Origin of the sequence: Mesorhizobium sp. NPDC059054 (genome assembly GCF_042739215.1) — a bacterium.
Classification (GTDB): Bacteria; Pseudomonadota; Alphaproteobacteria; order Rhizobiales; family Rhizobiaceae; genus Mesorhizobium.
Map to the genome: position 1 here is coordinate 17263 of NZ_JBHYHV010000001.1, position 25792 is coordinate 43054.

The 25792-nt window shown below is 63.1% G+C and carries 25 protein-coding genes; 15 read left to right on the forward strand and 10 right to left on the reverse strand.

Annotation, left to right across the window (positions count from 1 at the left end):
- Positions 1 to 7: 7 nt before the first annotated feature.
- Genes ACFWXH_RS00100 through ACFWXH_RS00130 form a run of 7 tightly spaced genes read right to left on the reverse strand, consistent with a single transcriptional unit; the run spans position 8 to position 6262 of the window.
- A complete protein-coding gene (locus ACFWXH_RS00100; RefSeq protein ID WP_379116434.1) occupies positions 8 to 799 on the reverse strand; it encodes a sugar isomerase domain-containing protein in 792 nt (263 codons plus the stop codon).
- A gap of 20 nt (positions 800 to 819) precedes the next feature.
- Positions 820 to 1590, reverse strand: coding sequence for a GntR family transcriptional regulator (locus tag ACFWXH_RS00105; RefSeq protein WP_379116436.1), 771 nt, complete (start codon positions 1588 to 1590; stop codon positions 820 to 822).
- Positions 1587 to 2462 carry an ROK family protein gene (locus ACFWXH_RS00110; protein WP_379116438.1) on the reverse strand — a complete coding sequence of 292 codons (876 nt, stop codon included), beginning with the start codon at positions 2460 to 2462 and terminating at the stop codon, positions 1587 to 1589. Before ACFWXH_RS00110 ends, ACFWXH_RS00105 begins: the two co-directional genes overlap by 4 nt.
- Positions 2459 to 3199: a PIG-L deacetylase family protein gene (locus tag ACFWXH_RS00115; protein WP_379116440.1), complete on the reverse strand. Its 741-nt coding sequence runs from the start codon at positions 3197 to 3199 to the stop codon at positions 2459 to 2461. Before ACFWXH_RS00115 ends, ACFWXH_RS00110 begins: the two co-directional genes overlap by 4 nt.
- Positions 3196 to 4035 (reverse strand): carbohydrate ABC transporter permease, encoded by an 840-nt coding sequence (locus ACFWXH_RS00120; protein WP_379116442.1) that lies wholly within the window; start codon positions 4033 to 4035, stop codon positions 3196 to 3198. The genes ACFWXH_RS00115 and ACFWXH_RS00120 overlap by 4 nt, the downstream gene beginning before the upstream one ends.
- Positions 4032 to 4952: a carbohydrate ABC transporter permease gene (locus ACFWXH_RS00125; protein ID WP_379116444.1), complete on the reverse strand. Its 921-nt coding sequence runs from the start codon at positions 4950 to 4952 to the stop codon at positions 4032 to 4034. Before ACFWXH_RS00125 ends, ACFWXH_RS00120 begins: the two co-directional genes overlap by 4 nt.
- A 38-nt stretch (positions 4953 to 4990) precedes the next feature.
- A complete protein-coding gene (locus tag ACFWXH_RS00130; protein ID WP_379116446.1) occupies positions 4991 to 6262 on the reverse strand; it encodes an extracellular solute-binding protein in 1272 nt (423 codons plus the stop codon).
- A 300-nt stretch (positions 6263 to 6562) separates the two neighbouring features.
- Between ACFWXH_RS00130 and ACFWXH_RS00135 the strand changes: the two genes are divergently transcribed.
- The 5 genes from ACFWXH_RS00135 to ACFWXH_RS00155 all read left to right on the forward strand — a co-directional run bounded on the left by ACFWXH_RS00135 (position 6563) and on the right by ACFWXH_RS00155 (position 13018).
- On the forward strand, positions 6563 to 7855 hold the full coding sequence (locus ACFWXH_RS00135) for an ABC transporter substrate-binding protein (RefSeq protein ID WP_379116448.1): 1293 nt from the start codon (positions 6563 to 6565) through the stop codon (positions 7853 to 7855).
- A gap of 145 nt (positions 7856 to 8000) precedes the next feature.
- The gene (locus ACFWXH_RS00140; protein WP_379116450.1) at positions 8001 to 8891 is read left to right on the forward strand and encodes a carbohydrate ABC transporter permease; all 891 of its coding nucleotides are present in this window, start codon (positions 8001 to 8003) and stop codon (positions 8889 to 8891) included.
- A complete protein-coding gene (locus ACFWXH_RS00145; protein WP_379116452.1) occupies positions 8888 to 9757 on the forward strand; it encodes a carbohydrate ABC transporter permease in 870 nt (289 codons plus the stop codon). The genes ACFWXH_RS00140 and ACFWXH_RS00145 overlap by 4 nt, the downstream gene beginning before the upstream one ends.
- A gap of 191 nt (positions 9758 to 9948) precedes the next feature.
- Positions 9949 to 11688, forward strand: coding sequence for an ABC transporter permease (locus ACFWXH_RS00150; RefSeq protein WP_379116455.1), 1740 nt, complete (start codon positions 9949 to 9951; stop codon positions 11686 to 11688).
- A gap of 19 nt (positions 11689 to 11707) precedes the next feature.
- Positions 11708 to 13018: an AAA-associated domain-containing protein gene (locus ACFWXH_RS00155; RefSeq protein WP_379116457.1), complete on the forward strand. Its 1311-nt coding sequence runs from the start codon at positions 11708 to 11710 to the stop codon at positions 13016 to 13018.
- A gap of 22 nt (positions 13019 to 13040) precedes the next feature.
- On the opposite strand, the gene ACFWXH_RS00160 is transcribed toward ACFWXH_RS00155, so the two are convergent.
- Both ACFWXH_RS00160 and hemN read right to left on the reverse strand, forming a co-directional pair.
- Positions 13041 to 13568, reverse strand: a complete 528-nt coding sequence (locus ACFWXH_RS00160; RefSeq protein WP_054309399.1) for a DedA family protein — start codon at positions 13566 to 13568, stop codon at positions 13041 to 13043.
- Positions 13569 to 13627: 59 nt separating this feature from the next.
- Positions 13628 to 14974, reverse strand: coding sequence for an oxygen-independent coproporphyrinogen III oxidase (hemN, locus tag ACFWXH_RS00165; protein ID WP_379118883.1), 1347 nt, complete (start codon positions 14972 to 14974; stop codon positions 13628 to 13630).
- Between the two features lie 164 nt (positions 14975 to 15138).
- Between hemN and ACFWXH_RS00170 the strand changes: the two genes are divergently transcribed.
- A complete protein-coding gene (locus tag ACFWXH_RS00170; protein WP_379116460.1) occupies positions 15139 to 15867 on the forward strand; it encodes a Crp/Fnr family transcriptional regulator in 729 nt (242 codons plus the stop codon).
- A gap of 23 nt (positions 15868 to 15890) precedes the next feature.
- Here ACFWXH_RS00170 and ACFWXH_RS00175 read toward each other — a convergent pair whose 3' ends face one another.
- Positions 15891 to 16385, reverse strand: a complete 495-nt coding sequence (locus ACFWXH_RS00175) for a hemerythrin domain-containing protein (RefSeq protein WP_379116462.1) — start codon at positions 16383 to 16385, stop codon at positions 15891 to 15893.
- A gap of 157 nt (positions 16386 to 16542) precedes the next feature.
- Between ACFWXH_RS00175 and ccoN the strand changes: the two genes are divergently transcribed.
- From ccoN to ACFWXH_RS00220, 9 genes are all read left to right on the forward strand, one after another.
- On the forward strand, positions 16543 to 18153 hold the full coding sequence (ccoN, locus tag ACFWXH_RS00180) for a cytochrome-c oxidase, cbb3-type subunit I (protein ID WP_379116464.1): 1611 nt from the start codon (positions 16543 to 16545) through the stop codon (positions 18151 to 18153).
- A 10-nt stretch (positions 18154 to 18163) separates the two neighbouring features.
- Positions 18164 to 18895 (forward strand): cytochrome-c oxidase, cbb3-type subunit II, encoded by a 732-nt coding sequence (ccoO, locus tag ACFWXH_RS00185; protein WP_379116466.1) that lies wholly within the window; start codon positions 18164 to 18166, stop codon positions 18893 to 18895.
- Positions 18896 to 18907: 12 nt separating this feature from the next.
- On the forward strand, positions 18908 to 19066 hold the full coding sequence (locus ACFWXH_RS00190; RefSeq protein ID WP_054309396.1) for a CcoQ/FixQ family Cbb3-type cytochrome c oxidase assembly chaperone: 159 nt from the start codon (positions 18908 to 18910) through the stop codon (positions 19064 to 19066).
- Positions 19063 to 19926 (forward strand): cytochrome-c oxidase, cbb3-type subunit III, encoded by an 864-nt coding sequence (gene ccoP / locus ACFWXH_RS00195; RefSeq protein WP_379116468.1) that lies wholly within the window; start codon positions 19063 to 19065, stop codon positions 19924 to 19926. Before ACFWXH_RS00190 ends, ccoP begins: the two co-directional genes overlap by 4 nt.
- A gap of 145 nt (positions 19927 to 20071) precedes the next feature.
- On the forward strand, positions 20072 to 21631 hold the full coding sequence (ccoG, locus tag ACFWXH_RS00200; protein WP_379116470.1) for a cytochrome c oxidase accessory protein CcoG: 1560 nt from the start codon (positions 20072 to 20074) through the stop codon (positions 21629 to 21631).
- Positions 21628 to 22125 (forward strand): FixH family protein, encoded by a 498-nt coding sequence (locus ACFWXH_RS00205; RefSeq protein ID WP_379116472.1) that lies wholly within the window; start codon positions 21628 to 21630, stop codon positions 22123 to 22125. Before ccoG ends, ACFWXH_RS00205 begins: the two co-directional genes overlap by 4 nt.
- Positions 22122 to 24386 carry a cation-translocating P-type ATPase gene (locus tag ACFWXH_RS00210; RefSeq protein ID WP_379116473.1) on the forward strand — a complete coding sequence of 755 codons (2265 nt, stop codon included), beginning with the start codon at positions 22122 to 22124 and terminating at the stop codon, positions 24384 to 24386. Before ACFWXH_RS00205 ends, ACFWXH_RS00210 begins: the two co-directional genes overlap by 4 nt.
- The gene (ccoS, locus tag ACFWXH_RS00215; protein WP_379116476.1) at positions 24383 to 24538 is read left to right on the forward strand and encodes a cbb3-type cytochrome oxidase assembly protein CcoS; all 156 of its coding nucleotides are present in this window, start codon (positions 24383 to 24385) and stop codon (positions 24536 to 24538) included. The genes ACFWXH_RS00210 and ccoS overlap by 4 nt, the downstream gene beginning before the upstream one ends.
- Positions 24539 to 24732: 194 nt before the next feature.
- Positions 24733 to 25776: an isopenicillin N synthase family dioxygenase gene (locus ACFWXH_RS00220; protein WP_379116478.1), complete on the forward strand. Its 1044-nt coding sequence runs from the start codon at positions 24733 to 24735 to the stop codon at positions 25774 to 25776.
- Positions 25777 to 25792 lie beyond the last annotated feature (16 nt).

Sequence of the window (25792 nt, forward strand, 5' to 3'; positions counted from 1 at the left end):
TGTTAGATCATTCGCCCCGCATGGTGGCCTGGAAGGTCGGCAGATGTTTTTTCTGCGCTTCCAGCATGCGCTCGCGATAGACACCGTAGATCACGTCGGTGTCGTGCAGCGTGACGCCCGCGATTGTCGGCGAGGCGAAAACCGGCAGCTCGACTCCACGCTTCGACAGCTGGTCGGCCGTGCGTGCGATCAGTTCGTGCGCCATGATCATGGCCAGCACTGTCGACGAGCCGGAGACCGGACGGCTCCAGCCTTCCACCGGTACGATTGCGTCCTCGATCGGCGAGCAGGTGTCGATCACCAGGTCCGCCGCATCGGCCAGCCGCATCCCGGACGAATGCGTGGCCGGCTTGTCGAGATTGTTCTTCGAGGTGATCGCCACCACGAAGATGCCGCGCTTCTTGGCGTAGATTGCCGTGTCGATGCCCGATGCGTTGCGGCCGCTATGGCCGAAGATGATGATCGAGTCCCCCTTGTTGAGCGGCTGGTGATCGAGGAATTTCTCGGCGTATTTTTCCGTACGCTCCAGCCACAGCAGTTCGCGCACGCCGCCGGCGCCGAGCACGTTGTTCCACATCACGCGCGGGTCGGTCAGCGGGTTGAAGCCGACATAGGAGCCGTAGCGCGGGAACACTTCCTGGCAGGGCAGCACGGAGTGGCCGGAACCGTAGAGATGGACGAGTCCTCCATTTTGCAGCGAATCCGCAAATTTGCTTGCCGCCTGCTCGAAGGCTTCGGCATTTTCCTTCGACGCCTTCTCGATGAGGGCGGCGAGGCGGGGAATGTAGAAATCGGACACTTGGATACTCCTGCTTGGTGTCAGCTTCGGGTGTTGGGAGGAACGCGGCCGGCGCGCAGCGTCGAACGGATTTCGTAGCGGTCGCCGCGCATGACCGAGATGGTGAATTCGAAGGGGCCGCGCTCGTCGATGCTCACGCGTTCGACGATGAAGGCGGGGGTGCCGACGGCCAGCCCGAGCAGATCGGCATCGGCGACGGGAACCGTGCCGACGCGGTAGCTCTCGCGCGCTTCCATCGCGACAATGCCGTAGCGACGCTCCAGTGCTTCGTAGAGCGAGCCTTGCAGCAGGCCGGAATCGAGGAAGCCTGGCACGCGCGCACCGGCAAGCTGCGCCGTCTGGATGCCGATCGGCTCGTTGTTGCCAAGCCTGAGCCGCCGGATGCGCACCACCGGATCGCCCTCGTCGATCTCGAGCGCTGCCGCTGCCGCGGCATCCGCCGTGGTCAGGCTGCAATCCAGCAGCCGTGAGCCGGCGACGACGCCCATATTGCCCATCTCCTGAGTGAAGGAGGTCAGTTCGCGCGTACCGGCCACCAGCGTGGTGGAGCGCACGAACGTGCCGCGCCCGTGTTCGCGGCGCAGCAGCCCGGTTTCCTCCAGGTTGCGCAGTGCGTGGCGCAGCGTGATGCGGCTCACTCCGAACAGCGCGCATAGCCGGTCTTCGGCCGGAATCTGGTCGCCGGTCGCCCATTCGCCGCTCTTGATGATGGCGCGGATCGCTTCCTCCACCTGGAACCATAGCGGTTCGGGGCGGCGGCGGTCGGGTTGCGGAAAGCTGGCTTCGGTCATCCTAAATGTCTCCATCCGGCTCCAGCGGCGCCCGCAAGGGCTGCGCCGGCAAGGCCGGCGCGCGACCCGAAGGCGCCAGGCCTGATGTCTATGTTGCGAAGGTGCGGCGGCAGCTGACGCCGAAGCGCCGCGAGCAAGGGCGGTCTCATCACATCGAGCGCATCTGCGATGCCACCGGAAATCAGGACTGCCTGCGGGTTGAGCAGAGCGACCGCGCCGGCCAATGCCGTGCCGAGGCTTCTCATCGGTGTTTCGAGTGCCGCCATCGCATCGCCATTGCCCGAACGCGCCTCAGCGATCAGGGCGGCACCATTTGCCAATCCCAGTCCTCGCGCGGCGGTATCCAGCGCACGACCCGAAGCTGAACGTTCCAGCCAGCCGCTGCGGTCGTCGCCGGCATCGTCGATATCTGCGCAGGCCCAGCCGAACGAACAGGCGCCGCCTTGTGCTCCCGCGACGATGCGCCCTCCAGCCAGAACGGCCGAACCGATGCCCGTGCCAATGGCGAGCAGCAGCGCATCGGTCAGCGATCGGGCGCCCCCCTCGACGGCCTCCGCCAGCATGGCGATCTGTGCGTCATTGCCGACAGCGACCGCCAAGCTGGGGAACAGTTTCTGCAAATCCTGCCCGTCGAGATAGGGCAGGTTGGGTATCCAGCGGCAGGTCGAACCTTCGACAAGGCCCGGCACCGCAAGGCCGATCGCCGTGATGTCGCCGGCCTCATCGGCGAGCGCGCCGAGACGGGTTCGAAAATCCTCAAGCGTGGCGGGTGCTGCCTCATGCGTCAGTACCTGCAGCGCCAAGACGTCGCCGCTGTAGACAGCCGCGCGCAGATTGGTGCCGCCGAGGTCGATGGCCAATACGCGCATCATGGCTTGCGATCCTTGGCGGCAGGCGGGGCGAACAGGCCGGCGCCTGCATTCCAGGAGTGCGAGGCGGCAGCGAAGCCTTGTGCGTAGCGCGTGCCGCGCAGGCAGCCGCGCAGCCGGTAGAGCGCGCTGTAATAATCGACATAGGGAAAGCTGCTCAGTCCCCGCGCCAGCTCGTATTCATGCACCGCCGCACTCCAGGCCTCGAAGCCGTCTGTGACGTCGATGAGGTGCTCGGGCCTGAAGCCGTCGTCGTCTTCCCAGTTTTCGCCGAACAGCAGCAGTTGCGGTGTGTGAGCCTCATGGCTGCGCATCAGTGTCGGCAGGGCGGCGTAGAAGAAACCGGTGCGCGTCAGCTCGGCCGCGGCACGATGGTCCTTGTGCCAACTGCCATGCCAATGCGTGATGACGACCTCCGGCTTCAGCTCCCGGATGACGTCGCAGACCTTGAGTGCCGTTTCGTCGTCATTGGGCAGGAAGGCATCCTTGAGCCCAAGGTTGCGCACGTCGGTGCCCAGCCGTTTGGCGGCCTTCGCGGCTTCCTCTTCCTTCTGCGCGCAATAATGGTCCGGGATCAGGCAGGGATGTCCCTGTTCGCCCATGGTCAGGTGCAGGAAGGTGACTGCGGCACCCCGGCTGGCCGCCACTGCTGCCAGCGGTCCGGCGATCACTTCAGCGTCGAAGGCATGTGCCCCGACGACCAGGATCGAGCGCGCGGCATAGACCTTGTCTTCGATCATTTCATGCCTCCGCCGGCGCCGACGCCCTCGCGAATCTGGCGCGCCAGCAAACAATACATGATGAGGATGGGCGCCATGGAGATGGCAAGCGAAGCAAACACCAGACCCCAGTCGGTGCGGAACTGGCCGACGAACACGCTGATTGCCAGCGGCACGGTCTTGTAGCGATCGTCGAAGATGAAGATCAGCGGGAAGAAGAAATCGTTCCACACCGCAATGGCGGTGAAGATGGCGACGATCGACACCGCCGGTTTCACCATCGGCAGGATGATCTGGAACAGGATGCGTGTCTCGCCCGCCCCATCCATGCGTGCCGCCTCGTCGAGTTCGGACGGCAGCACGCGCATGAAATTGGCGAAGATGAAGACCGCGAACGGAATGCGGATCGCCGAATAGACCAGGATCAGGCCGGTCAGGGAATCGAGCAGGTCGAGATTGCGCATCAGCGTGAACAGTTCGACCGACGCCAGCCTGATCGGCAGCATGATACCGGACAGGAAGAGACCCAGCATGATGCCGTTCCAGCCGAGCTTGTAGCGGCTGAGCGGATAGGCGGCGAGCGCGGAGACCACGATGGTGAGCACCACCGCGCCGCCGGTGACGATCAGACTGTTGATGAAGTTCTGGCCGAGATCCGCGCGTGTCCATGCATTGGCGAAATTGTCAAAGGACCAGCTCTGCGGCAGACCGAGCCGGTTCTCGTAGATCTCAGCCGTCGTCTTGAAGCACGAGACGACGAGGATGTAGAGCGGCAGCAGCACGGCCGCGGACCACAGCCCCAGCACGGTCCAGCCGGGCAGTCTGGCAAGCCGCGTCTGGATGGCAAGCGTGCTCATAGCTGCACCGTGCGGCGGTCGAAGAAACGCAGCATGAGCAGCGTGCCGATGCTGAGGATCAGGAACAGCATGGTGCCGAGTGCCAGCGCCAGGCCGATGTCGGTGATGCCGACCGCGCCTTCGGCACCGAACGCCAGGCGATAGAAATAGGTCACCAGCGTGTCGGTCGAATAGCTCGGATTGCCCTGAACGCCCTGCATCACATAGACGATGTCGAACTGGTTGAAGGTGTTGATGAAGGAAAGCGTCGTCAGCGTGCCGATGGCAGGCATCAGGAGTGGCAGCGCCACCGAAACCAGCATGCGCCCGCTGCCGGCACCGTCCAGCTTTGCAGCTTCGAAGATCTGGCCGGAGATCTGTCTCAGCCCTGCCGTGTAGATCAGCACCGGAAGGCCCATCCAGTTCCAGGCATCCACCGCGATCAGCATCACAAGCGCCGTCTGGCTGTTTCCGAGCACGGTCAGGCTGCCTTCATGCAGGCCCAGGCCGTTCAGCGCCCATTCAACGACACCGCCCGGCACCAGCAGCAGGCGCCACAGCGCACCGACGATCACCGGCGAGAGCACCGCCGGGAAAAAGAACAGCGACTGGAAGAAGGCGGCTCCGCTTCTGCCTTTGCCCTGGTCGCGCAGGAACAGCAGCCAGGCGAACAACAGGCCGACGCCGTTCTGGAACACCATGATGCCGAAGAACCAGATCACGTTGTGCCACAGTGCCCCGGTCAGCCGCGCGCTGCTCGGAAACACGAACAGGCGCGCGAAATTCGAGAGGCCGGCAAAGTCCAGCATGCGCAGCCCCTTCCAGGTGAAGAAGCTGCCCCACAGCGACATGGCCAATGGGTAGAGCACGAACAGCCCGTAGATGGCCAGCGCCGGCAACACGAACAGCACAGCCATGCGCTGCTGCGTCCGCTTCATGCTGCTCTTGTTCCGGTGCTGCGTCACGGTCAGGCCGCCTACTGCTTGGGCTGGAACCAGGTCGCGACCGCGGCCTGCATGTCAGCCGCGAGCTTCTCCGGCGCGATCTTGCCTTCGACCGTATCGATGATCTCCGCCTGCAGGATCGAGGAGGCCGTCGGCGACTGCCAGCGGAAACCGACGAGGGTGAGATAAGGCGTCGAGTTCTTGGCCATCTCCATCATCTGCGACAGCACCGGATCCTTCACAGACACGTCGGTACGCGCCGGCGGCCAGCCAAGCTCGTCGGCGAACAGCTGCGCGAATTTCTGCGACGCCATGAAGTTCAGTACCTTGGTCGCCGCTTCCTTGTTCTTGCTTTCCGAGACCAGCCCGTAGGAGCCATCGGAGAAGGCCGAGGTGTAGAGCGTGGCGCCGGCATCGTCAGCGGGGAAGGAGAAGATCGAGAACTGCAGTTTCGGGTTCTGTGCCTTGAACGAACCGTTCTCGAACGAGCCGCCCAGGAACATCGCTGCCTTGCCGTTGATGAACTGCTGCGTCGATGTGGTGTAGTCGACGCCTGCAAACCCATCTGAGAAATAAGGTTTCAGCTCGGCGTAGCGCTTCAGGGCCGCGACATAGCGCGGATCCTCGAAGGTCGCCTTGCCGCTCATCATCTCGTCATAGAAACCTGGGCCATAGACTGTCGGTCCGACCACGCCGACGCCGATCTCCAGCGCCCAGGCTGAGCCATTGGCGCCGCCCGCCGCGATCGGCGTGATGCCGGCAGCCTTCAGTTTCTCGCAGGCGGCGATGAAATCCTTGTAGGTTTTGGGGATTTCAATGCCTTGCGCTGCGAAGATCTCCTTGTTGTAGAACACGCCCATCATCGGCACGGAATATGGCACGCCATAGGTCTTGCCGTCGGTGCGTCCGCGTGCGGCGCCGAGCGCGGTATCGGGCATGTTCTTCAATTCCGCCACGTTCTCGTCCAGCGCATCGAGGTAACCCGCTTCGATGAACGGCTGCACTTCGCCATAAGCCTTCAATTGCGCGATATCGGGCCCGCGTCCGCCACGCAGGGCTGTGCTCAGCCGGTTCTGGTAGTCGGCATCGGGTGTGAACTGGATGTTGACCTTGATTCCGGGCGTCTCCTTTTCGAAGACATCGAATATCCGGCGCATCGCCGCTTCATCTTCGGTGCGCCAGCTCCAAAGCGTCACCGTCTCCTCGGCGAAGGCAGCGGCGGGCGCGGCGAAGCCCGCGCCGATTGCGGCCAGGCTGCCGATCAAGCCGAGCAGAGTGCGTCGGCGAATTGAAAGCATGTTCATTGCAAGTTCTCCCATTCTGCCGTGTTCGGCTTGCCGCTTTTCCTCCTGCGGTCAAAACTCATTATAACGACATAATCGAAATCGCAAGACAACTCGCATTACGTCTTCTTGCAGATGTGAGGTTTGTTTCGGTTCGATTCGAGATTATGTATTGATTTTATTGTTTAAAAACCGTCATTCTGGAAAGGTGATGGGTTGAAATGGCTGTTGGTAGGGTTGCCCGTAGCAAGTTATCGCTTGCGTCACGACGCATCATTGTCATAACGTCATGCCGCCTTGGCAGACAATGGGAGGGAGTGAATGTCTTTGGCCTGGACTTCGAAAATGGCATTGGCGGCGGGGCTGGCGCTTCTGCCCGGCTCGGCATGGGCCGAGGCCGTGAACATCTCCTATCTGACCCATTGGTCGCCCGAGACCGTCGCCTTGCTGGAGAATGCGGCGAAGGAATATTCCAAGAGCCATCCCGACGTGACCGTTACCGTGCGCGCGGTGCCGTTCGGCGACCTGTTGACGACGCTGCGTTCGCAGAGCGGCGGCTCGGATGGCGCGACCATCGGCGGCATCTACGATCTGTGGCTACCGGAACTGGTGCGCGACAAGCTGGTTGCGCCGGCACCGGAAGCCGTGGCCGCCGAGATCAAGGGCGCCTGGCCGGCCGGCGTCGTCAGCGCCGCGTCGGTTGGCGGTGCGCTCTATGGCATTCCGAACGAGATCGATGTCTACGCGCTGAACTACAACAAAGACCTCTTCAAGCAGGCCGGCATAGCATCGGCTCCCAAGACCTGGGACGAATTTCGCGAGACAGCGAAGAAGCTGACCAAGAAGGATGCCGGCCAGCAAGGTTTCGGCATGATCAATTCCTGGGCGGCAGGCGTGGTGCACCCCTTCGCCTCGCTGCTCGTCTCCAATGGCGGCGAACTGGTCACGGACGGCAAGCCGACGCTCGACAGCAAGCAGGCCGGCGAGGCGTTCGAACTCTACGAGGGCCTGATCAAGGACGGCTCGAGCGATCCATCCATGGCCACCGCCGACGCTAATACCACCGGCCCCTTCCTCGACAATTTCGTTTCCGGCAAGACCGGCATGATCATCATGGCCAACTGGTGGGAAAGCGCGCTGAAGACCGGCATGGGCGACAAATTCGCCAACATCGCCACCGCGCCGATTCCGGTCGGCCCGAGCGGCGACAAGCCACATTCGATTTCGTATTCCTGGATGACGGTGGTCAACGCCAAGGCCGGCGAGACCGAGCAGAAGGCGGCCTGGGATTTCCTGGCCTGGCTGAACGGTGCGAAATCGGGCCAGAACGGTGCCTCGGCCATGTCCGACATCCTGATGTCGATGGGCATCCTGCCGTCGCGCAGTTCCGACATCGAGGCGCACAAGGACAAGCTCGGCACCGAATTCCTCGCTGGCTATGTCAGTGTCCTATCCGACGCCAAGCCGTTCCCGGTCATCCCCGGCGGGCAGGAGTTTTCGGAGTCGCTGCAGCAGACGCTGGAAGCGCTGCAATATGGTCAGATTTCCGCAAAGGAGGCACAGGCGAAGGCGCAGGCCGACGCAATTTCCATTCTGGAACGCGCCGCCAAGTAGTGGCAGCCTGTTCTAGAGCGGTTCCGTTTTTCACGGAAACGCGGAAACGCTCTAACTTTTTGTTTTTACGCAATTCCGGACGCAAAACCGCTACGCACTTTTGCTGGAATTGCTCTGACGCATATCGGGTTTCGGAAGGCAATCGATGATCAATGGCTATCGCGCTTCGGCGGGCATCATGCTTGCGCCCGCCGTGACGCTGATCGGTATTTTCATCCTGCTGCCGATGCTGTTGACGGTCTGGCTGTCGTTCAACGACTGGTCGACACAGACACCGTTCGCGGAAGCCCGTTTCGTCGGACTGGCTAACTTTCAGGACATCTTCGGGTCGACATCGGTCGGCCGCGATTTCAAGGGCGCTTTGGTCAATACGGCGATCTACACCGCCCTGTCGGTCGCCATCATCCTGCCTCTGTCGGTCCTGTTCGGCCTGCTCGTCCACCAGCGCGATGTTGGTGGCGGCACGCTGCTCAGGACCGTTCTCTTTTCAACCTACATGGTGCCGATGATCGCGGTGGCGCTGGTCTGGTCGAAGCTCTATTCACCGAGCGAAGGCCCGTTCAACCAGATGCTCGGTCTTGTCGGCGTCGGCCCGCAGCCCTGGCTGTCGTCGCCGCGCTCGGCGCTGATCTCGATCGTGCTGTTGAACGTGTGGCAGCAGGTCGGCTATTTCACCGTGCTGGCCATTGCCGGCCTGACCCAGATCCCCGGCAGCCTCTACGAGGCCGCGACGCTCGATGGCGCCAACCGTACCGAGCAGTTCCGCTTCATCACGCTGCCGCTGCTGCGCCGCACGCTGCTGTTCAGCGCTGTCATCGCCATCATCAATGCGGTGCAGGTGTTCGAGCCGGTGGCCCTGATCACGCAGGGCGGTCCGGTCGGCTCCACCAATGTACTGACCTATCATATCCGCCGCGTCGGTATCGAGCGCGCCCAGGGCGGATTGGGTTCGGCGATGGCGGTGATGCTGATGCTTTCCCTCATCGTCGTGGTCTGCGCGCTGTTTGCCTTCATGAACCGGAAGGACAGCGAATGAGAGCTCCGACCGGATCGTCGAGCACCTTGCCGCGCCAACGTCCCACCGGCCGCAAGGCGCTGCTTGCCACGCTGATGCTGCTGGTGGCGGTTGCTTCCGCATTCCCACTGCTGTGGATGGTGCTGTCCAGCCTGAAGACGACGGCCGAAAGCATGCAGGTGCCGCCAGTGTGGATCCCGCGCACCCCGACCTTTGATGCCTATGAGAAGGTGGCGGGCGTGGTCAATGTCGGCCGCTCGATGTGGAACTCCCTTGTCATTGCCACCATCACCACTGCCGGCATCCTGGTGACTTCCATGATGGCCGGCTATGCCTTTGCAAAATACAGCTTCCCCGGCCGCACGCTGCTGTTCTCGGCGCTGCTCGCCACCATGTTCCTGCCGCCGATCGTCACGCTCATTCCGCTCTATCGCATGGTGGGGTCGATCGGCCTCAATGCCAGCCTTGCCGGCATCATCGTGCCCAATCTCGCCAACGCGTTCGGCATCTTCCTGATGCGCCAGTTCATCGCTGGCGTGCCGGACGATTTGATCGACGCCGCGCGCATGGACGGCGCCTCGGAACTGCTCATCCTGTTCAAGATCGTGGCGCCCACCGTCGCTCCGGCCATTGCAGCGCTGGCACTGTTCGCCTTCGTCTATCACTGGAACAGCTATCTGTGGCCGCTCACCGTGCTGCAAGGCAATGCCGACAGCTATCCGATCGTCATCAGCCTCAGCCGGCTGCTGAGCTACAATCGCGGCGCGATGAACACAGGGTTGGTCATGGCCGGCGCCACGCTCGCCGTACTGCCGCCGCTGATCCTGTTTGTCTTCCTGCAGCGCTTCTTCGTCGACTCGATCGTGAGTTCGGCGGTCAAGGGCTGACGGCCAGCCAACCGTCTGCTTGCCCGGTTTTTCGAGCATTCACGATCTTGTGTTCGCTTTTCGGCTTCGGCTGAAATCCTCGGTCACAATGCCGACACACGCCTGAAAATAGGAGTTGCGCGAAAGCTGCGTCGATGAGACGGAGCCTTCGTTCACAATCATCCATTTCCCCTTCCTGTCGGGGGTGCGTCATGCCGGTCCAGAAATACGTTCCGCTGGCCATCCGGCGCTCGGTGCTGCCGAGTGCATGGGATATCATGGCGCTTCTCCTGGTGGTTGGTGCCATCGTGCTGATTGCCTATGGCGCGGAAGTCACCACCGAGCCGCTGTCGTCGCTCGATGCGACCCCGCTTTCGCTCGATCCCGCCAACCTGCCCGTCTACGCGCTGCGCACCACGCTGCGCATGCTGCTGGCGATCGTTCTGTCCACGGTCTTCACCTTCGTCTACGCGGCTGCAGCCGCGAAAAGCCGGCGCGCCGAAATGGTGCTGGTGCCGATGCTGGACATTCTGCAATCGGTGCCGATCCTCGGCTTCCTTACCTTCACCGTCACCTTCTTCCTCAACCTGTTTCCCGGCTCTGTTCTGGGTGCCGAGCTGGCCTCGGTGTTTGCCATCTTCACCAGCCAGGCATGGAACATGACTTTTTCCATGTACCAGTCGATGCGCAATGTACCGGCTGATCTCGAGGAGGCGACCCGCAGCTTCCACCTGACCGGTTGGCAGCGCTTCTGGCGCCTCGATGTGCCCTTCGCCATGCCGGGCCTGGTCTGGAACGCCATGATGTCGATGTCGGGCGGCTGGTTCTTCGTGGTCGCCTCCGAGGCCATCACCGTCGGCAACACCACCGTGACCTTGCCGGGCGTCGGCTCCTATGTGGCGCTGGCCATCCAGCAGCAGAACATCGCCGCTATCGTCTATGCCGTCATCACCATGCTGGTGGTCATCGTCCTCTACGACCAGCTGCTGTTTCGCCCGCTGGTGGCTTGGGCCGACAAGTTCCGTTTCGAGACCACGGCCTCAGTGGAGGCGCCGCAGTCCTGGATGCTGGACTTGCTGCGCCGCGCCCGGCTGGTGCGTGTCCTCGTCACGCCGCTTGCCTGGCTGGCGCGTGCGGTATGGACCCTGCGCCTGCCCGCAATGCCGACCTTTGGGATGGCCAAGGGCGGAAACGGCGCGGTGCGCTCGCGCCTGCTCGACGGGCTGTGGGTCGGGCTGATTGCGCTGGGTGCTGCCTATGGCGCCTATGTCAGCATTGCCTATCTCAAGACCAACGTCGGTTGGCCGGATGTCGCTACCGTGCTCACCGATGCCTTGATCACCCTGGCGCGCGTCATCGTGCTGATGGCGCTGGCGACGCTGCTGTGGGTGCCGGTCGGCGTCTGGGTCGGCCTGCGTCCGAAGCTTGCCGAGAAGGTGCAGCCGCTGGTGCAGTTCCTGGCCGCCTTTCCGGCCAACATCGCCTTTCCGGTGTTCGTGGTGCTGATCGTTCATTACGACCTCAACCCGAACATCTGGCTGAGCCCACTGATGATCCTGGGCACGCAATGGTACATCCTGTTTAACGTCATCGCCGGCGCCTCGGCCTTTCCGAGCGACCTCAAGGAGGCGGCGCGCAGCTTCCACATTGCCGGCTGGCGCTGGTGGTTCAAGGTGATCTTGCCCGGCATTTTCCCGTATTACGTCACCGGCGCCATCACGGCATCGGGCGGTTCGTGGAACGCCTCGATCGTCGCCGAGGTGGCAAGCTGGGGCAATGAGCAGCTCACCGCGCGCGGCCTCGGCGCCTACATCTCCAAGGCGACGTCCGCCGGCGATTTCCCGCGTGTCGTGCTGGGCATCGTCGTCATGTGCCTGTTCGTCACCCTCTTCAACCGGCTGGTCTGGCGCCCGCTCTATGCTTTCGGCGAACGCCGGCTGCGCCTTGCCTGAGCCAACGGAGATGATTGCCATGCTGGATCAAGTCGCCAAGAAGCCGCTCATCGACATCCGTCAGGTCTCCCGCTCCTTTCCGAAGGGCAGCGGCAAGGATGTGACGGTGCTGGAAAATGTCGACCTGACCATTCGCGAGGGCGAACTGGTCGGCCTGCTCGGCCGCTCGGGTTCGGGCAAGTCGACGCTGCTGCGCATCATCGCGGGCCTTGTCGCGCCGTCGTCGGGCGTGGCCGAGTGCAGGGGCTTGGAAATCCAGGGCCCGCCTTCGGGCGTCGCCATGGTCTTCCAGTCCTTCGCGCTGTTTCCCTGGCTCACGGTTCTCCAGAACGTCGAGCTTGGCCTCGAGGCTCAGGGCATCGATCGTGTCGAGCGCCGCTCGCGGGCACTTGCCGCCATCGACCTCATCGGCCTCGACGGTTTCGAGAATGCTTTTCCAAAAGAGCTTTCGGGTGGCATGCGCCAGCGTGTCGGCTTCGCGCGTGCGCTGGTGGTGCATCCCGACCTGCTTTTGATGGACGAGCCGTTCTCGGCGCTCGATGTGCTCACTGCCGAGACGTTGCGCACCGACATGATCGATCTGTGGATGGAGGGCCGCCTGCCGATCAAATCGGTGCTGATCGTCACCCACAACATCGAGGAGGCAGTGCTGATGTGCGACCGCATCCTCGTCTTCTCTTCCAACCCCGGCCGCGTCGCGCGCGAGTTGAAGGTCGACCTGCCGCACCCGCGCAATCGCCTCGATCCGGTCTTCCGGCAACTGGTCGATTCGATCTACGCGATCATGACGCAGCGCGCCGAACCGCGGACCCTCTCCAAGGAAGGCATTCCCGGCACCGGCATCGGCTTGGTGCTGACCCATGTCTCGACCAACGTGCTGGCCGGCCTGATCGAGGCGCTGGCCGCCGCTCCCTATGAGGGGCGCGCCGACCTTCCGGTGCTGGCGGGTGCCCTGCAGATGGAGGCCGACGAGATCTTCCATCTCGGTGAAACCCTGCAACTGTTGCGCCTGGCCCAGCTCAGCGAAGGCGACATCGAACTGACGGATGCCGGAAAGCGTTTTGCCCATATGGAAACGGACGAACGCAAGCGGCTGTTTGCCGAGCACATCTCGGCCTATGTGCCGCTGATCGGCCTGATCCGCCGGGTGTTGGACGAACGCCCCTCGCATGTCGCGCCGATGGCGCGCTTCCGCAACGAGCTGGAAGATTACATGACCGAAGACTATGCCGATGAAACGCTGAAGACGGTGATCTCCTGGGCACGCTACGCTGAGTTGTTCGCCTATGACGAGCACAGCGAACTATTCAGCCTGGAGAACCCGCAATAGGCGGCGCGATCCGTCTTACGACTCAAATCCAGTCTTGCAACCATTTGAGGCCGAAAGCCCCGGGCGCGAGTATGCTGGCGGCCCACAGCATGGCTGATGTCACATTGGCAAGCTGGAAGGCGACGGGCGACATCTCGCAGATGCCCGCAACCAGTGGCATGGAGGCGCGCAGCGGCCCGGAGAAGCGACCGACGAACACGCCGAGTGTGCCCCAGCGTTCGAAGAAACGATGGCCCCGCTCGAGCAGGCCCGGATTGCGCGACAACGGCCAGTAGCGCACCGCGTCATGCTTCAGTCTCTGGCCGATCCAGAACGAGAGCCAGTCGCCGAAGAAGGCACCGATTGCCGCTGCAGCCCACAGTGGCCAGAACGAAATCCCGCTCTCTCCGACCAGGAAGCCGATGCCGAGCAGGATGACCGTCGCCGGCACCAGCAGTGAGATGAAAGCCAGGGATTCGCCAAAGGCCAGCGCCATGACGACCAGGAAGCCCCAGCCCTGATTGGCCCGGACAAAGTCGACTGCGGTTTGGGTCAGTGCGTGAAAATCCATGTCCTGCCCATAGAGCGTTTCCGTCTTTCACGGAAACGCTCTAAAGGCAGGATAGGTTGTCACACCGCCGCGGAGTGGCGTGCGGCACCAGTCGCAAGATAGCTGTCGAAATGCGCCGCGATCGAGCGCACGAAAGGCTTCGCCTGCTCGGCGACGCTGAAGTCGCCGCCATAGGCCGCGAATCCGCTCGCGGGATCGCCGGCAAGGATGTGTGCGTCGCGCAGGACAGGTTTCGCGTCCTCGCCGAACAGCGCCAGAAGCTCGGCGCGCGAGAAGGCATGGTCGCACATCAGCCGTTCGATCACCCAGCCGCGAGCCCGGTCCTGTGGTGTGAGTGCTGTGCCGCGTACCGTCGCCAATTCGCCCTTCTCTACCAGTTTCTGGTACTCGCCGGTCGCCGGCATGTTCTGGACATAGCCTTGCGGCAGCCGGCCGATCGAGGAAGCACCCAGTCCGATCAGCGCGTCGGCACCATCCACGGTATAGCCCTGGAAATTGCGCTTGAGCGATCCGTCCGCCAGAGCCCGCGCCATGCCGTCGCCCGGCCATGCGAAATGGTCCAGCCCGATCGCCACATAGCCGGCGCCCGCGATCAGATCCGCTGCCAGTTGCGATTGGGCGAGGCGCTCGGCGGCATCGGGCAGGGCGGTCTCATCGATCATCTTCTGGTGTTTCTTGAACCACGGCACATGCGCGTAGCCGAACAGGGCGATGCGGTCAGGGCGCAATGAGAGCACCTGTTCGATGGTGCTGGCGACGGTCGTGACCGTCTGGTACGGCAGGCCGTAGAGCACGTCGAGATTGACTGAAGAGACTTCCCGCGCCCTGACGCTTTCGACCACCCAGCGGGTCTGTTCGAAACTCTGCTCACGGTTGATCGCCTGCTGCACTCTTTCGTCGAAATCCTGTACCCCAAGGCTGGCCCTGGTCATGCCTATCGCCGCCAACGCGTCGAAACGCCCATCGTCCATGTCGTTGGGGTCGATCTCGACGCTGATTTCCGAATCCGGATCGAACTGGAACGCCGTGCGCAATGCCGTATCCACCAGGATCATGTCTTGCGGGCTGAGCAGCGTCGGCGATCCGCCGCCAAGATGTAGCGCGCTGACTTTGCACTGACCATCGAGCAGCGCACCAACCGTCCTGATTTCCCGTCGCAAGGCATCGACGTAGCGCCGGACCGGCCCGTAGGAGAGCGTGTGTTTCGTGTGGCAGGCGCAGAACCAGCACAGCCGGTCGCAATAGGGAACATGGGCGTAAAGAGACAGCGTGCTGCCGGCTGGCAGTGCCGTCAGCCAATCACGATAGGTTTGCGCCGTGACGCCCTGGTGGAAATGCGGTGCCGTCGGATAGCTGGTGTAGCGTGGTACCGGAGCCGAATACCGGTTGAGAAGAATGTCCTGCATGGCAGCCTTCGAAATCATCGATTTCTCTTGTTGGCCATCATGACCTGCGCGCCGGATCTGGTTCTTGATCCAGGTCAAATCGCGCCGGAGACAAACTGACGCGGGATTTCCTGGACGGGACGGGGTAAAAGGAACGGGTTAAGCAACGCGGGGGCGCGAGCGGCATGAACCTGCGACAGGATGTTCATACGGCGGGGATTCCGGTTCTCTGCCAGGCATGCGAGGCACGCCATCGCGGTGTCTGCGGCGCACTCGACTCCGATCAACTGGTGGCGCTCGCCAAGGCTTCTTCCAAGCAGACCATCGAACCGGGTGCCGAGCTTGTCGGCGACATGGAGACGGTGGATCACTATTCCAACGTGCTCGCCGGAGTGGTGAAACTCACCAAGACCTTGTCCGATGGCCGCCAGCAGATCGTCGGCCTGCAATTCGCTCCCGATTTCCTCGGTCGTCCGTTCAAGACAGAAAGCGCCGTCAATGCCGAGGCTGCGACCAATGTTTCGCTGTGCAGCTTTCCGAAGGCCGCCATCGAGCGGATGATGAAGCAGAGTCCCGAGTTGGAAAACCGCCTGCTGCGCCAGACGCTGAAGGAGCTCGACGAGGCGCGCGACTGGATGCTGACGCTTGGCCGCAAGACGGCTTCGGAGAAGGTCGCGAGTTTCCTGCTGCTGATCGCCAACCACATCGACCCGACATTGGACGAAGGCGAGGAGAAGGTGACGTTCGACCTGCCGCTGACGCGCGCCGACATCGCCGACTTCCTCGGGCTCACCATCGAGACGGTTTCGCGGCAGTTCACCAAGCTGCGCGCCGATGGCGTCATCAGCATCGAGAACAACCGCCATGTCACGGTGGCGCGGCGCGAAAGGCTGGAAGCGCGCGCCGGGCACTGAGGCGGTGTGAAAAGCCTCCGCTTCTAGCCGAGGATAGCCGGCAGTACATGCTCGCGCTCAAAAGCGATGTGGCGCCGCAGGGTTTCGAAAAGTCCCCGCAGCATGAAGCCCATGGTTTCGGCATTCGCGATCGGTTCGCCATGGCCGATGGCCAGCAGGATCTCGGTCACTTCGTCGGCAAAGCTCTCGTCCTCGACATGCTCGACACGCAGGCGATTGATGGTCAGGGCGGCGTCTGGCGCGGCCGCCGCATAGGCCGGGAAGATCACGTCATCCTCATAGGCATGCGCCTGGCGTAGCAACGGCACCAGCAGGCTGGCTATGCGCAGGCATTCGGCCCGGCACACGCCATCGGGCAGGGCGTCGGCTACAGCCTCGAGCGCTGCGCAGAGTGCGAGCTTGTTGTCATGGACACGCTGCATGACCAGCGCCGGGCGTCTGGTCTCTTCCGGTGTCGCTCCTTCCGTGCGCGGCGGCTCGCCGGCCACCATGGCTCTCAACTGTCGTTCACCGCGCACAGACCGTCCTCCGCACCCTTGTCCAGCCGTCAAGACTGACAAGGAGCGCTTCGCCCGGCTTTGACCTGGATCAAGGCGGGCACTCTCGCTTTGTCGGAAACGGAGACAGGAAAGACCGCATGGGGATGCGGTTTCGATGATGCCGAGGGATCGCTCGATGAGATATGGAGCCGAAATTGCCTGGATGAGCCTGGCGACGTTCCTGGCGCTGCTCGGCGCGGGCTTCGCCGCCGATGCTCCGTTTCGCGCGCATATGTGGGTGCTGTTCGCCGTGCTGGCCATCGGCACCATCGTGCTCTTGCGCAATGTCAGCTTCGAGCCGGAACAGCCGGTGGATCAGTCCGCCTATATGGATGGCCCCATTCGCTACGGTGCCATTGCGACCGTGTTCTGGGCGGTGGTCGGGCTGCTGGTCGGTGTCGTCATCGCGCTGCAGCTGGCCTTTCCGGACCTCAACCTGGAGCCCTGGTTCAATTTCGGCCGCATGCGGCCACTGCATACTTCGGCGGTCATCTTCGCCTTCGGCGGCAACGCGCTGATCGCGACCTCCTTCTATGTCGTGCAGCGCACCTGCCGTGCGCGCCTCTTCGGTGGCAATCTCGCCTGGTACGTCTTCTGGGGCTATCAGCTCTTCATCGTCATGGCCGCCACCGGCTATCTGCTCGGCATCACCCAGAGCCGCGAATACGCAGAGCCGGAATGGTACATCGACCTGTTCCTCACCGTCGTCTGGGTCGCCTACCTGGCAGTCTTCCTCGGCACGATCCTGAAGCGCAAGGAACCGCATATCTACGTCGCCAACTGGTTCTATCTGTCCTTCATCGTGACCATCGCGATGCTGCACGTGGTCAACAATCTGGCGGTGCCGGCCTCATTCGTCGGATCGAAAAGCTATTCGCTGTTCTCCGGCGTGCAGGATGCGCTGACGCAATGGTGGTACGGCCACAACGCCGTCGGTTTCTTCCTCACCGCCGGCTTCCTCGGCATGATGTATTATTTCATCCCCAAGCAGGTGAACCGGCCGGTCTATTCCTACCGGCTGTCGATCATCCACTTCTGGTCCCTGATCTTCATGTACATCTGGGCCGGGCCGCATCACCTGCACTACACCGCGCTGCCCGACTGGGCGCAGACCTTGGGCATGGTGTTCTCGATCATGCTGTGGATGCCGTCCTGGGGCGGCATGATCAACGGCCTGATGACGCTGTCCGGCGCCTGGGACAAGCTGCGCACCGATCCGATCGTCCGCATGATGGTGACGGCGGTGGCCTTCTACGGCATGGCCACTTTCGAGGGGCCGATGATGTCGATCAAGGCCGTCAACTCGCTGTCCCATTATACCGACTGGACCATCGGCCATGTGCATTCCGGCGCGCTCGGCTGGAACGGGCTGATCTCCTTCGGGGCGGTCTATTTCATGGTGCCGCGCCTGTGGAACCGCGAACGCCTCTATTCGGTGCGCATGGTCAACTGGCACTTCTGGCTGGCGACGCTCGGCATCGTCATCTACGCCGCGTCCATGTGGGTATCGGGCATCATGCAGGGCCTGATGTGGCGCGAATACGATGAGCAGGGCTTCCTGGTCTATTCCTTCGCCGAGTCCGTCGCCGCCATGCACCCCTACTACGTGATGCGCGCCTTCGGCGGGGCACTCTACCTCTCCGGCGTGGTGATCATGGCCTGGAACATCTTCATGACCATCCGCGGTGAACAGCGCAAGGAGGTGCCGACCACCGGCACCGCGCCCGCCCTGCAGCCGGCCGAATAGGAGTTCTCACATGGCTTTGATGGACAAACACGCGCTGATCGAGCGCAACGCGACGCTGCTGCTCGTCGGCTCGTTCCTGGTCGTCACCATCGGCGGCATCGTCGAGATCGCGCCGCTGTTCTATCTCGAGAACACCATCGAGAAGGTCGAAGGCATGCGGCCCTATTCGCCGCTGGAGCTGGCTGGCCGCAACATCTACATCCGCGAGGGCTGCTACCTCTGCCACAGCCAGATGATCCGGCCTTTCCGCGATGAGGTCGAGCGCTACGGCCACTACAGCCTGGCGGCGGAGTCCATGTACGACCATCCCTTCCAATGGGGCTCGAAGCGTACCGGGCCGGACCTTGCCCGCGTCGGCGACCGCTATTCCAACGAATGGCATGTCCAGCATCTCACCGACCCGCGCTCGGTGGTGCCGGAATCGATCATGCCGCGCTACGCCTTCCTGAAGAACGTGCCGCTGTCGCCGAAGGGCTTCTCCACGCAACTCGTCGCCAATGTCGATGTCGGCGTCCCCTATACGCAGGAGATGATCGACAACGCGGAAGTCGATCTTGTCGCCCAGGCCAACCCCAATGCCGACACCTCGGCTCTGACCAAGCGCTATCCGAAGGCCAAGATCGGCGACTTCGATGGCAATCCGCAGCAGGTGACCGAGATGGATGCGCTGGTCGCCTATCTGCAGATGCTCGGCACGCTGGTCGATTTCTCGACCTATGACGAAGCCGCTGGCTACCGCTGACGGGGGCGCGAGATGGAAACCTACACCGCCATGCGCCACTTCGCCGATAGCTGGGGTCTGCTCGGCATGACCGTCTTCTTTGTTGGCGTGGTGCTCTTCACCCTTCGCCCCGGCAGCAAGACGCACGCCGACGCCGCAGCCAGGATCCCGTTCGAGGACGACAAGCCATGACCGAAAAACACATCGATGAGGTTTCCGGCGTTTCGACCACCGGCCACGAATGGGACGGCATCCGCGAACTCGACAACCCGATGCCGCGCTGGTGGTTGTGGACGTTCTACGCAACGGTGATCTGGGCGATCGGCTACACCGTCGCCTATCCCGCCTGGCCGCTTCTGACATCGGCAACCAGGGGCGTGCTCGATTATTCGAGCCGGGGCGAGGTCAAGCAGGAGCTGGCCGCGGCCAGCGCCGCCCAGGAAAAATACGTTGCCGCGATCAAGGCAAAATCGGTGGTTGAGATCGAGGCCGACGCCAGCCTGCGCGATTTTGCCACCGCTGCCGGAGCGGCGACCTTCCGCGTCAACTGCGTGCAGTGCCATGGTTCAGGGGCGCAAGGCTCGCCCGGTTTCCCCAACCTCAATGACGACGAATGGCTGTGGGGCGGTTCGGCCGATCAGATCCACAAGACGATCGTTCACGGCATCCGCTTCGTCGACGATCCGGACACTCGCACTTCGGAGATGCCGGCCTTCGCCGAAATGCTCAACCCCGGCCAGATCGGCGATGTCAGCGCCTATGTGGCGAGCCTGTCGGGGCCGGTCAGTGATCCGGCAAAGGTGGAGCCCGGCGCCAAGGTCTTCGCCGACAACTGCGCCGCCTGTCATGGCGCCAACGCCAAGGGCAATCGCGACCTCGGCGCTCCGGACCTGACCGACGCGATCTGGCTCTACGGCTCCGGCGAACGGGCTATCGCCCAGCAGGTGCGAGCGCCGAAAAACGGCGTGATGCCTGCTTGGGGCGTACGCCTGGGCGACGTCAAGGTCAAGGAACTGGCTGTCTATGTGCATTCGCTGGGGGGAGGGGAATAGGGTCCGCCTAAAATCTGTTCCCCTTGGGGCCCAGCGACGGGACCCGCCGAAAGGCGGGTCCCGACAGCACATCGACCACTTGATCTCGGTCAAGGCAAATCCGCCCTGGCAAGCGCATGCAGGGTGAGAAGCGTGGGAATGCGTGATGCTTGATGTTGGAGAGGTCGAACGGCTGGAAGCGGAGGCGGTCAATTCCGCCAGGGTCCGCCAACCTCTCTATGCGGCGCGCAGGAAGATCTTTCCCAAGCGTGCTTCCGGCCAGTTCCGCCGCTTCAAGTGGATCGTCATGGCGATCACGCTGGGCATCTACTATTTGACGCCATGGCTGCGCTGGGATCGCGGCCCCTATGCCCCCGACCAGGCCGTGCTGGTCGATCTCGCCAACCGCCGCTTCTATTTCTTCTTCATCGAGATCTGGCCGCAGGAGTTCTTCTTCGTTGCCGGCCTGCTGGTGATGGCGGGCATCGGCCTGTTCCTGATCACCTCGACGGTGGGCCGCGCCTGGTGCGGCTATACCTGCCCGCAGACGGTCTGGGTGGATCTCTTCCTGGTGGTCGAGCGGGCCATCGAGGGCGATCGCAATGCCCGCATCAAGCTGGACGGCGCTCCCTGGTCGGTTAGCAAGATGGTCAAGCGCGCGGCAAAGCACACAGTCTGGCTGCTCATCGCAATCGCGACTGGTGGCGCCTGGATCTTCTATTTCGCCGATGCGCCGACGCTGCTCGGCGAAGTGCTGACCGGACAGGCGGCTGCCATTGCCTACTTGACCATAGCCGTGCTGACCGCCACGACCTACGTCTTCGGCGGGCTGATGCGTGAGCAGGTCTGCACCTATATGTGCCCGTGGCCGCGCATCCAGGCCGCGATGCTCGACGAGAATTCGCTCACGGTCACTTACAATGACTGGCGCGGCGAACCGCGCTCGCGTCATGCCAAGAAAGCGGCGGCGGCCGGCGAGAGCGTCGGCGATTGCGTCGACTGCAACGCCTGTGTCGCCGTCTGCCCGATGGGCATCGATATCCGCGATGGCCAGCAGCTCGAATGCATCACCTGTGCGCTCTGCATCGACGCCTGCGACAGCGTCATGGACAAGATCGGCAAGGAGCGCGGCCTGATCGCCTACGCGACGCTGAATGACTACAATGCCAACATGGCGCTCGCCACCGGCAATGGCGCGCATGCCATCGAACCGGCCCTGGTCAGGCAGCCGGGCGGTCGCCTTTCGGACAAGGTCGCCCAGTTCCATCTCGGCAAGATCTTCAGGCCGCGCACCTTCGTCTACACCGCTGTGTGGGCGCTGGTCGGCCTTGCCATGCTCTATGCCTTGCTGACGCGCGAACGGCTGCAGCTCAACGTCCTGCATGACCGCAACCCGCAATTCGTGGTGCTTGCGGATGGTGCCATTCGTAACGGCTATACCGTCAAGCTGCTCAACATGATCCCCGAACCGCGCACCATCCGGATCACGCTGGAAGGTTTGCAAGGGGGCGCCATGAATGCAGTCGGCACCGAGCCGATGGAAGGCGAAACGCTCGCCGTCGAGGTCGAGCCGGACCGGCTGAAGTCGCTCAAGATCTTTGTGCGGCAACCGCGAGACCTGATGCGGCCGGGAAGCACGCCCTTCCGTTTCGTCGCCAGGGACGCCGCGGGCATAGAGACCGCCAACTACGACGCCAACTTCATCGCTCCGGAGGCATCGAGATGATCATGCGCCGTCGCTCCACCGGCGAGTTCACTGGCCGGCATATGCTGGTGATCATACTCACCTTCTTCGGCGTCATCATCGCCGTCAACATGACGATGGCCACGCTGGCGCGGTTGAGCTGGACAGGGCTTGTCGTGCAGAACAGCTATGTCGCCAGCCAGCAGTTCAACAGGAAGGCGGAAGAGGGACGCGCACAGGCGGCGCTGCATTGGCAAGGCACGCTGACGGTCACGGACGGCGCGATCCGCTACGTACTGGTCGATGCCGTCGGCAAACCGGTTCTGCCTGTCAGCGTGAAGGTGGCCTTCCGCCATCCCGCTTACGATGCCGAGGACCGCACGATCGAACTCAAGCCGGAACGGGGCGGAGCCTTCAGCACGCGGCTAGCCGTGCGCGATGGCGCATGGATCGTCGAGGTGGATGCCGACGTCGGCCGCGCCTTGCCTTATCGACAGGTGCAGCGTGTGTTCGTTCGCAATGGGGCAGTCCAATGAGCTGCTGCGCACCGGGCGTCGAATCTTCGCTTGAGCTGGACCGCTCGGGCGCTCCATCAGCCGATGAGATCAGGCTGGCAAGCCGTTCGCTCGGTGGCGGCCTTGCACAGGTCGACTTCGCCGTCCCCGGCGTCCACTGCGGCGCCTGCATCCGTACCATCGAGACCGCCCTGCAGAAACTGCCGGGCGTGGCCGGCGCGCGCGTGAACCTCTCGACCAAGCGGGTTTCGGTGCGGCTGCGCGAAGGGGAGTTTCCACCGCTGGTCGCTACGCTGTCCGGAGTTGGCTATGAGGCGCATCTGTTCGACCGCGAAAACGACAACGGCAAGGACCCTGTACTGGCAGAGTTGATCCGGGCTGTCGCCATCGCCGGTTTTGCCGCAACCAACATCATGCTGTTGTCGGTCTCTGTCTGGTCCGGCGCGACGGATGCGACGCGCGACCTGTTCCACTGGGTCTCGGCGCTGATCGCCATCCCCGCGCTCGTCTTCGCCGGCCGCATCTACTTCCGCTCGGCTTGGAGCGCGCTGAGCCACGGCCGCATGAACATGGATGTACCGATCGCTATCGGCATCACGCTGGCCTATGGTCTCAGCCTCTATGAGACGATCAACCATGGTCCGCATGCTTATTTCGACGCGTCGGTCTCATTGCTGTTCTTCCTGCTGATCGGCCGCACGCTCGACCACGTCATGCGCGAGAAGGCACGCACCGCTGTGAGTGGCCTGAGGCGCCTGGCCGCCCGCGGCGCCACCGTTGTTGCCGGCGACGGTACGCTGAGCTACGTGCCAGTCGAGGAGATCGCCAAGGGCGACGTGATCCTCGTCGCCGCCGGGGAGCGCGTACCGGTCGACGCGTTGGTCATGAAGGGGGCTTCCGAAGTCGATCGTTCGCTGGTTAGTGGCGAAAGCGAGCCGGAAGCGGTCGACAGGGGCGCGATGCTGCAGGCCGGTACCTTGAACCTCACCGGCGCGCTGACGGTGGAAGCAACTGCCGCGGCAAAAGATTCCTTCCTCGCCGAAATGGTACGCCTGATGGAAGCCGCGGAAGGCGGGCGGGCACTCTACCGTCGCATCGCCGACAGGGCATCAGCGCTTTATGCTCCCGTCGTGCATCTGACGGCGCTACTCACCTTCTTAGGCTGGCTGCTCGTTTCGGGCGACTGGCACCGGGCGATGATCATCGCCATTGCCGTGCTCATCATCACCTGCCCCTGCGCGCTCGGCCTGGCCGTGCCGATCGTGCAGGTGGTGGCCGCCCGCCGCCTGTTCGAACAGGGCATCATGGTCAAGGACGGCTCTGCCATGGAGCGGCTCGCCGGCATCGACACGGTTGTTTTCGACAAGACCGGCACCTTGACGCTCGGCGCGCTCAGGTTGGCGAACGGCGAACGGATAAGACCCGCCGATATGGTGATTGCCGCACAGCTGGCCGCGCATTCCAGGCATCCCGTCGCGCGTGCCATCACGGAAGCCAATCCCGGCGCGTCGATGCAGCCTCACCTTCTGGATGCGGTTAGCGAAGTGCCCGGTTTCGGACTGGAGGCGTCAATGAATGGTTCCGTCTGGCGGCTCGGCCGCGCGCAATGGGCACTGAAGGATGGCGCCGAGGCGGTGGATACGGTCCTGTCGCGCGACGGCGTTCTACGCGCCAGTTTTGTCTGCGAGGATCGATTGCGTGCGGGTGCCGCCGAGACAGTGGCCGGTCTGGCGGGGCAGGGGCTGGTGGTGGAGATGCTGACCGGCGACCACAGCGCCAACGCAAAAGTAATCGCCGCACAGGCCGGCATCGATGCCTATCGTTCCGGGATGTTGCCGGGTGAAAAGGTGGCGCGTATAGCGGCGTTTGCCGGCAAGGGCCGCAAGGTTCTGATGGTTGGCGATGGATTGAACGATGCGCCTGCCCTGGCTGCCGCCCATGTCTCGATGGCGCCGGCGACTGCCGCCGACATCGGCCGCAACGCTGCCGACTTCGTCTTCCTGCGTGAAAGCCTCACGGTGATCCCCTTCGCGCTGGACATTTCCCGCAAGGCAGGCAGGCTGATCCGGCAGAACCTTGCCTTCGCCATCGCCTATAATTTCGTCGCAGTCCCGATCGCTATCTTCGGCTATGTCACCCCGCTGATTGCAGCGATTGCCATGTCGCTGTCGTCGATCATCGTCATCGCCAACGCCATGCGGCTGGCCAGCGGCCGTTCGGTTGCCGAGGAGGGATCACGTGTTGCCGTTCCGGCCAGGCTGATCGAAAGGCCGGTGCAATGAGCAATCTCGTCATCCTCATCCCGGTGGCGCTTTTGCTGGGCGGAGCCGGCCTCGTCGCCTTCCTGTGGGCATTGCGCAGTGGCCAGTATGAGGACCTCGACGGCAGTGCCGAGCGCATCCTCATCGATGATGAGCGCGCCGATCAGGCGTGATGCCGTTGGTGTTTCGGGCGTCATGCGGGTTCTGCCTCTTTAGTCTACGAATTTTGTAGGGTTAGCAAAAAATCGCGCCGATCGCGGGGCTCGGCACGCGGGATTTTTCGCGTTCCGGTGTCAAAGGGATGGTCGTTCCTTTGATTTTGCCCATGCCATTGCCACGCTTAGGGACCTGCCAAGAGGGCCTGAAAGTGAGCAAGACGACCGCCATCCAATCCATTCCGGTTCTGGATTTCTCGCTGTTTGAAACCGATCCGACCGCGTTCCTCAGCCAGTTGAAGCGCGCTTCCCGCGATGTCGGCTTCTTCTACCTCTCCGGCCACGGCATCCCGCAAAGCCTGATCGATGACGTGCTGGCGTCCTCGCGCCGCTTCTTCGCGCTGCCGGAAGCCGATAAGCTGGAGATCGAAATGGTCAACTCGCCGCATTTCCGCGGCTACAACCGCGTCGGCCAGGAGCTCACCCAGGGCCAGCGCGACTGGCGCGAACAGATAGACATCGGCTCCGAAGCGCCGGCGCTGGCGTTCGGCAAGGACCAGCCGGCATGGACCCGGCTGCAGGGGCCGAACCTGTGGCCGGGTGCGCTGCCGGAATTGAAGCCGATCCTGCTCGAATGGCAGTCCGAGCTGACCAGGCTGGCGACGCGCCTGCTCAAGGCTTTCGCTGTGGCGCTGGAGCAGGACCGCGACGTGTTCGAGGCCATCTATGCCGGCCAGCCCAATCATCTGATCAAGATCATCCGTTATCCCGGCCGCGATGCCACCGGAAGCGAACAGGGTGTCGGCGCGCACAAAGACAGCGGCTTCCTCACTTTGCTGCTCCAGGAAAGGCAGAAAGGCCTGGAGGTTGAAACGGAGGATGGCCGCTGGATCGAAGCCGAGCCGCGCCAGGGCACCTTCGTCGTCAACATAGGCGAGCTGCTGGAACTGGTCACCGACGGCTATCTGAAGGCGACCGTGCATCGCGTCGTCACGCCGCCCGCCGGCACGGATAGGCTGTCGGTCGCCTTTTTCCTCGGTGCGCCGTTCGACGCCGAAGTGCCGCTGCTCGATCTGCCTTCTCACCTCAAGGCGCAGGCCGGCGGCATCACGCGCGATCCGCACAACCCGCTGTTTCGCAACTCGGGCCAGAACACGCTGAAAAGCCGGCTGCGCTCGCATCCGGATGTCGCCGCGCGCCATCATGCCGATCTTCTCGCTGCCCAGGCACGCACTGAGGCCGCGCCCGCCGCCTGAACCGCCAACCTCACTG

Bases quoted from the DNA above. Each gene is read 5' to 3' on its own strand.
- ACFWXH_RS00105 (WP_379116436.1), bottom strand. From the start codon at position 1,590: ATGACCGAAGCCAGCTTTCCGCAACCCGACCGCCGCCGCCCCGAACCG.
- ACFWXH_RS00110 (WP_379116438.1), bottom strand. From the start codon at position 2,462: ATGATGCGCGTATTGGCCATCGACCTCGGCGGCACCAATCTGCGCGCG.
- ACFWXH_RS00115 (WP_379116440.1), bottom strand. From the start codon at position 3,199: ATGATCGAAGACAAGGTCTATGCCGCGCGCTCGATCCTGGTCGTCGGG.
- ACFWXH_RS00120 (WP_379116442.1), bottom strand. From the start codon at position 4,035: ATGAGCACGCTTGCCATCCAGACGCGGCTTGCCAGACTGCCCGGCTGG.
- ACFWXH_RS00125 (WP_379116444.1), bottom strand. From the start codon at position 4,952: ATGAAGCGGACGCAGCAGCGCATGGCTGTGCTGTTCGTGTTGCCGGCG.
- ACFWXH_RS00130 (WP_379116446.1), bottom strand. From the start codon at position 6,262: ATGAACATGCTTTCAATTCGCCGACGCACTCTGCTCGGCTTGATCGGC.
- ACFWXH_RS00135 (WP_379116448.1), top strand. From the start codon at position 6,563: ATGTCTTTGGCCTGGACTTCGAAAATGGCATTGGCGGCGGGGCTGGCG.
- ACFWXH_RS00140 (WP_379116450.1), top strand. From the start codon at position 8,001: ATGATCAATGGCTATCGCGCTTCGGCGGGCATCATGCTTGCGCCCGCC.
- ACFWXH_RS00145 (WP_379116452.1), top strand. From the start codon at position 8,888: ATGAGAGCTCCGACCGGATCGTCGAGCACCTTGCCGCGCCAACGTCCC.
- ACFWXH_RS00150 (WP_379116455.1), top strand. From the start codon at position 9,949: ATGCCGGTCCAGAAATACGTTCCGCTGGCCATCCGGCGCTCGGTGCTG.
- ACFWXH_RS00155 (WP_379116457.1), top strand. From the start codon at position 11,708: ATGCTGGATCAAGTCGCCAAGAAGCCGCTCATCGACATCCGTCAGGTC.
- ACFWXH_RS00160 (WP_054309399.1), bottom strand. From the start codon at position 13,568: ATGGATTTTCACGCACTGACCCAAACCGCAGTCGACTTTGTCCGGGCC.
- hemN (WP_379118883.1), bottom strand. From the start codon at position 14,974: ATGCAGGACATTCTTCTCAACCGGTATTCGGCTCCGGTACCACGCTAC.
- ACFWXH_RS00170 (WP_379116460.1), top strand. From the start codon at position 15,139: ATGAACCTGCGACAGGATGTTCATACGGCGGGGATTCCGGTTCTCTGC.
- ccoN (WP_379116464.1), top strand. From the start codon at position 16,543: ATGAGATATGGAGCCGAAATTGCCTGGATGAGCCTGGCGACGTTCCTG.
- ccoO (WP_379116466.1), top strand. From the start codon at position 18,164: ATGGCTTTGATGGACAAACACGCGCTGATCGAGCGCAACGCGACGCTG.
- ACFWXH_RS00190 (WP_054309396.1), top strand. From the start codon at position 18,908: ATGGAAACCTACACCGCCATGCGCCACTTCGCCGATAGCTGGGGTCTG.
- ccoP (WP_379116468.1), top strand. From the start codon at position 19,063: ATGACCGAAAAACACATCGATGAGGTTTCCGGCGTTTCGACCACCGGC.
- ccoG (WP_379116470.1), top strand. From the start codon at position 20,072: ATGCTTGATGTTGGAGAGGTCGAACGGCTGGAAGCGGAGGCGGTCAAT.
- ACFWXH_RS00205 (WP_379116472.1), top strand. From the start codon at position 21,628: ATGATCATGCGCCGTCGCTCCACCGGCGAGTTCACTGGCCGGCATATG.
- ACFWXH_RS00210 (WP_379116473.1), top strand. From the start codon at position 22,122: ATGAGCTGCTGCGCACCGGGCGTCGAATCTTCGCTTGAGCTGGACCGC.
- ccoS (WP_379116476.1), top strand. From the start codon at position 24,383: ATGAGCAATCTCGTCATCCTCATCCCGGTGGCGCTTTTGCTGGGCGGA.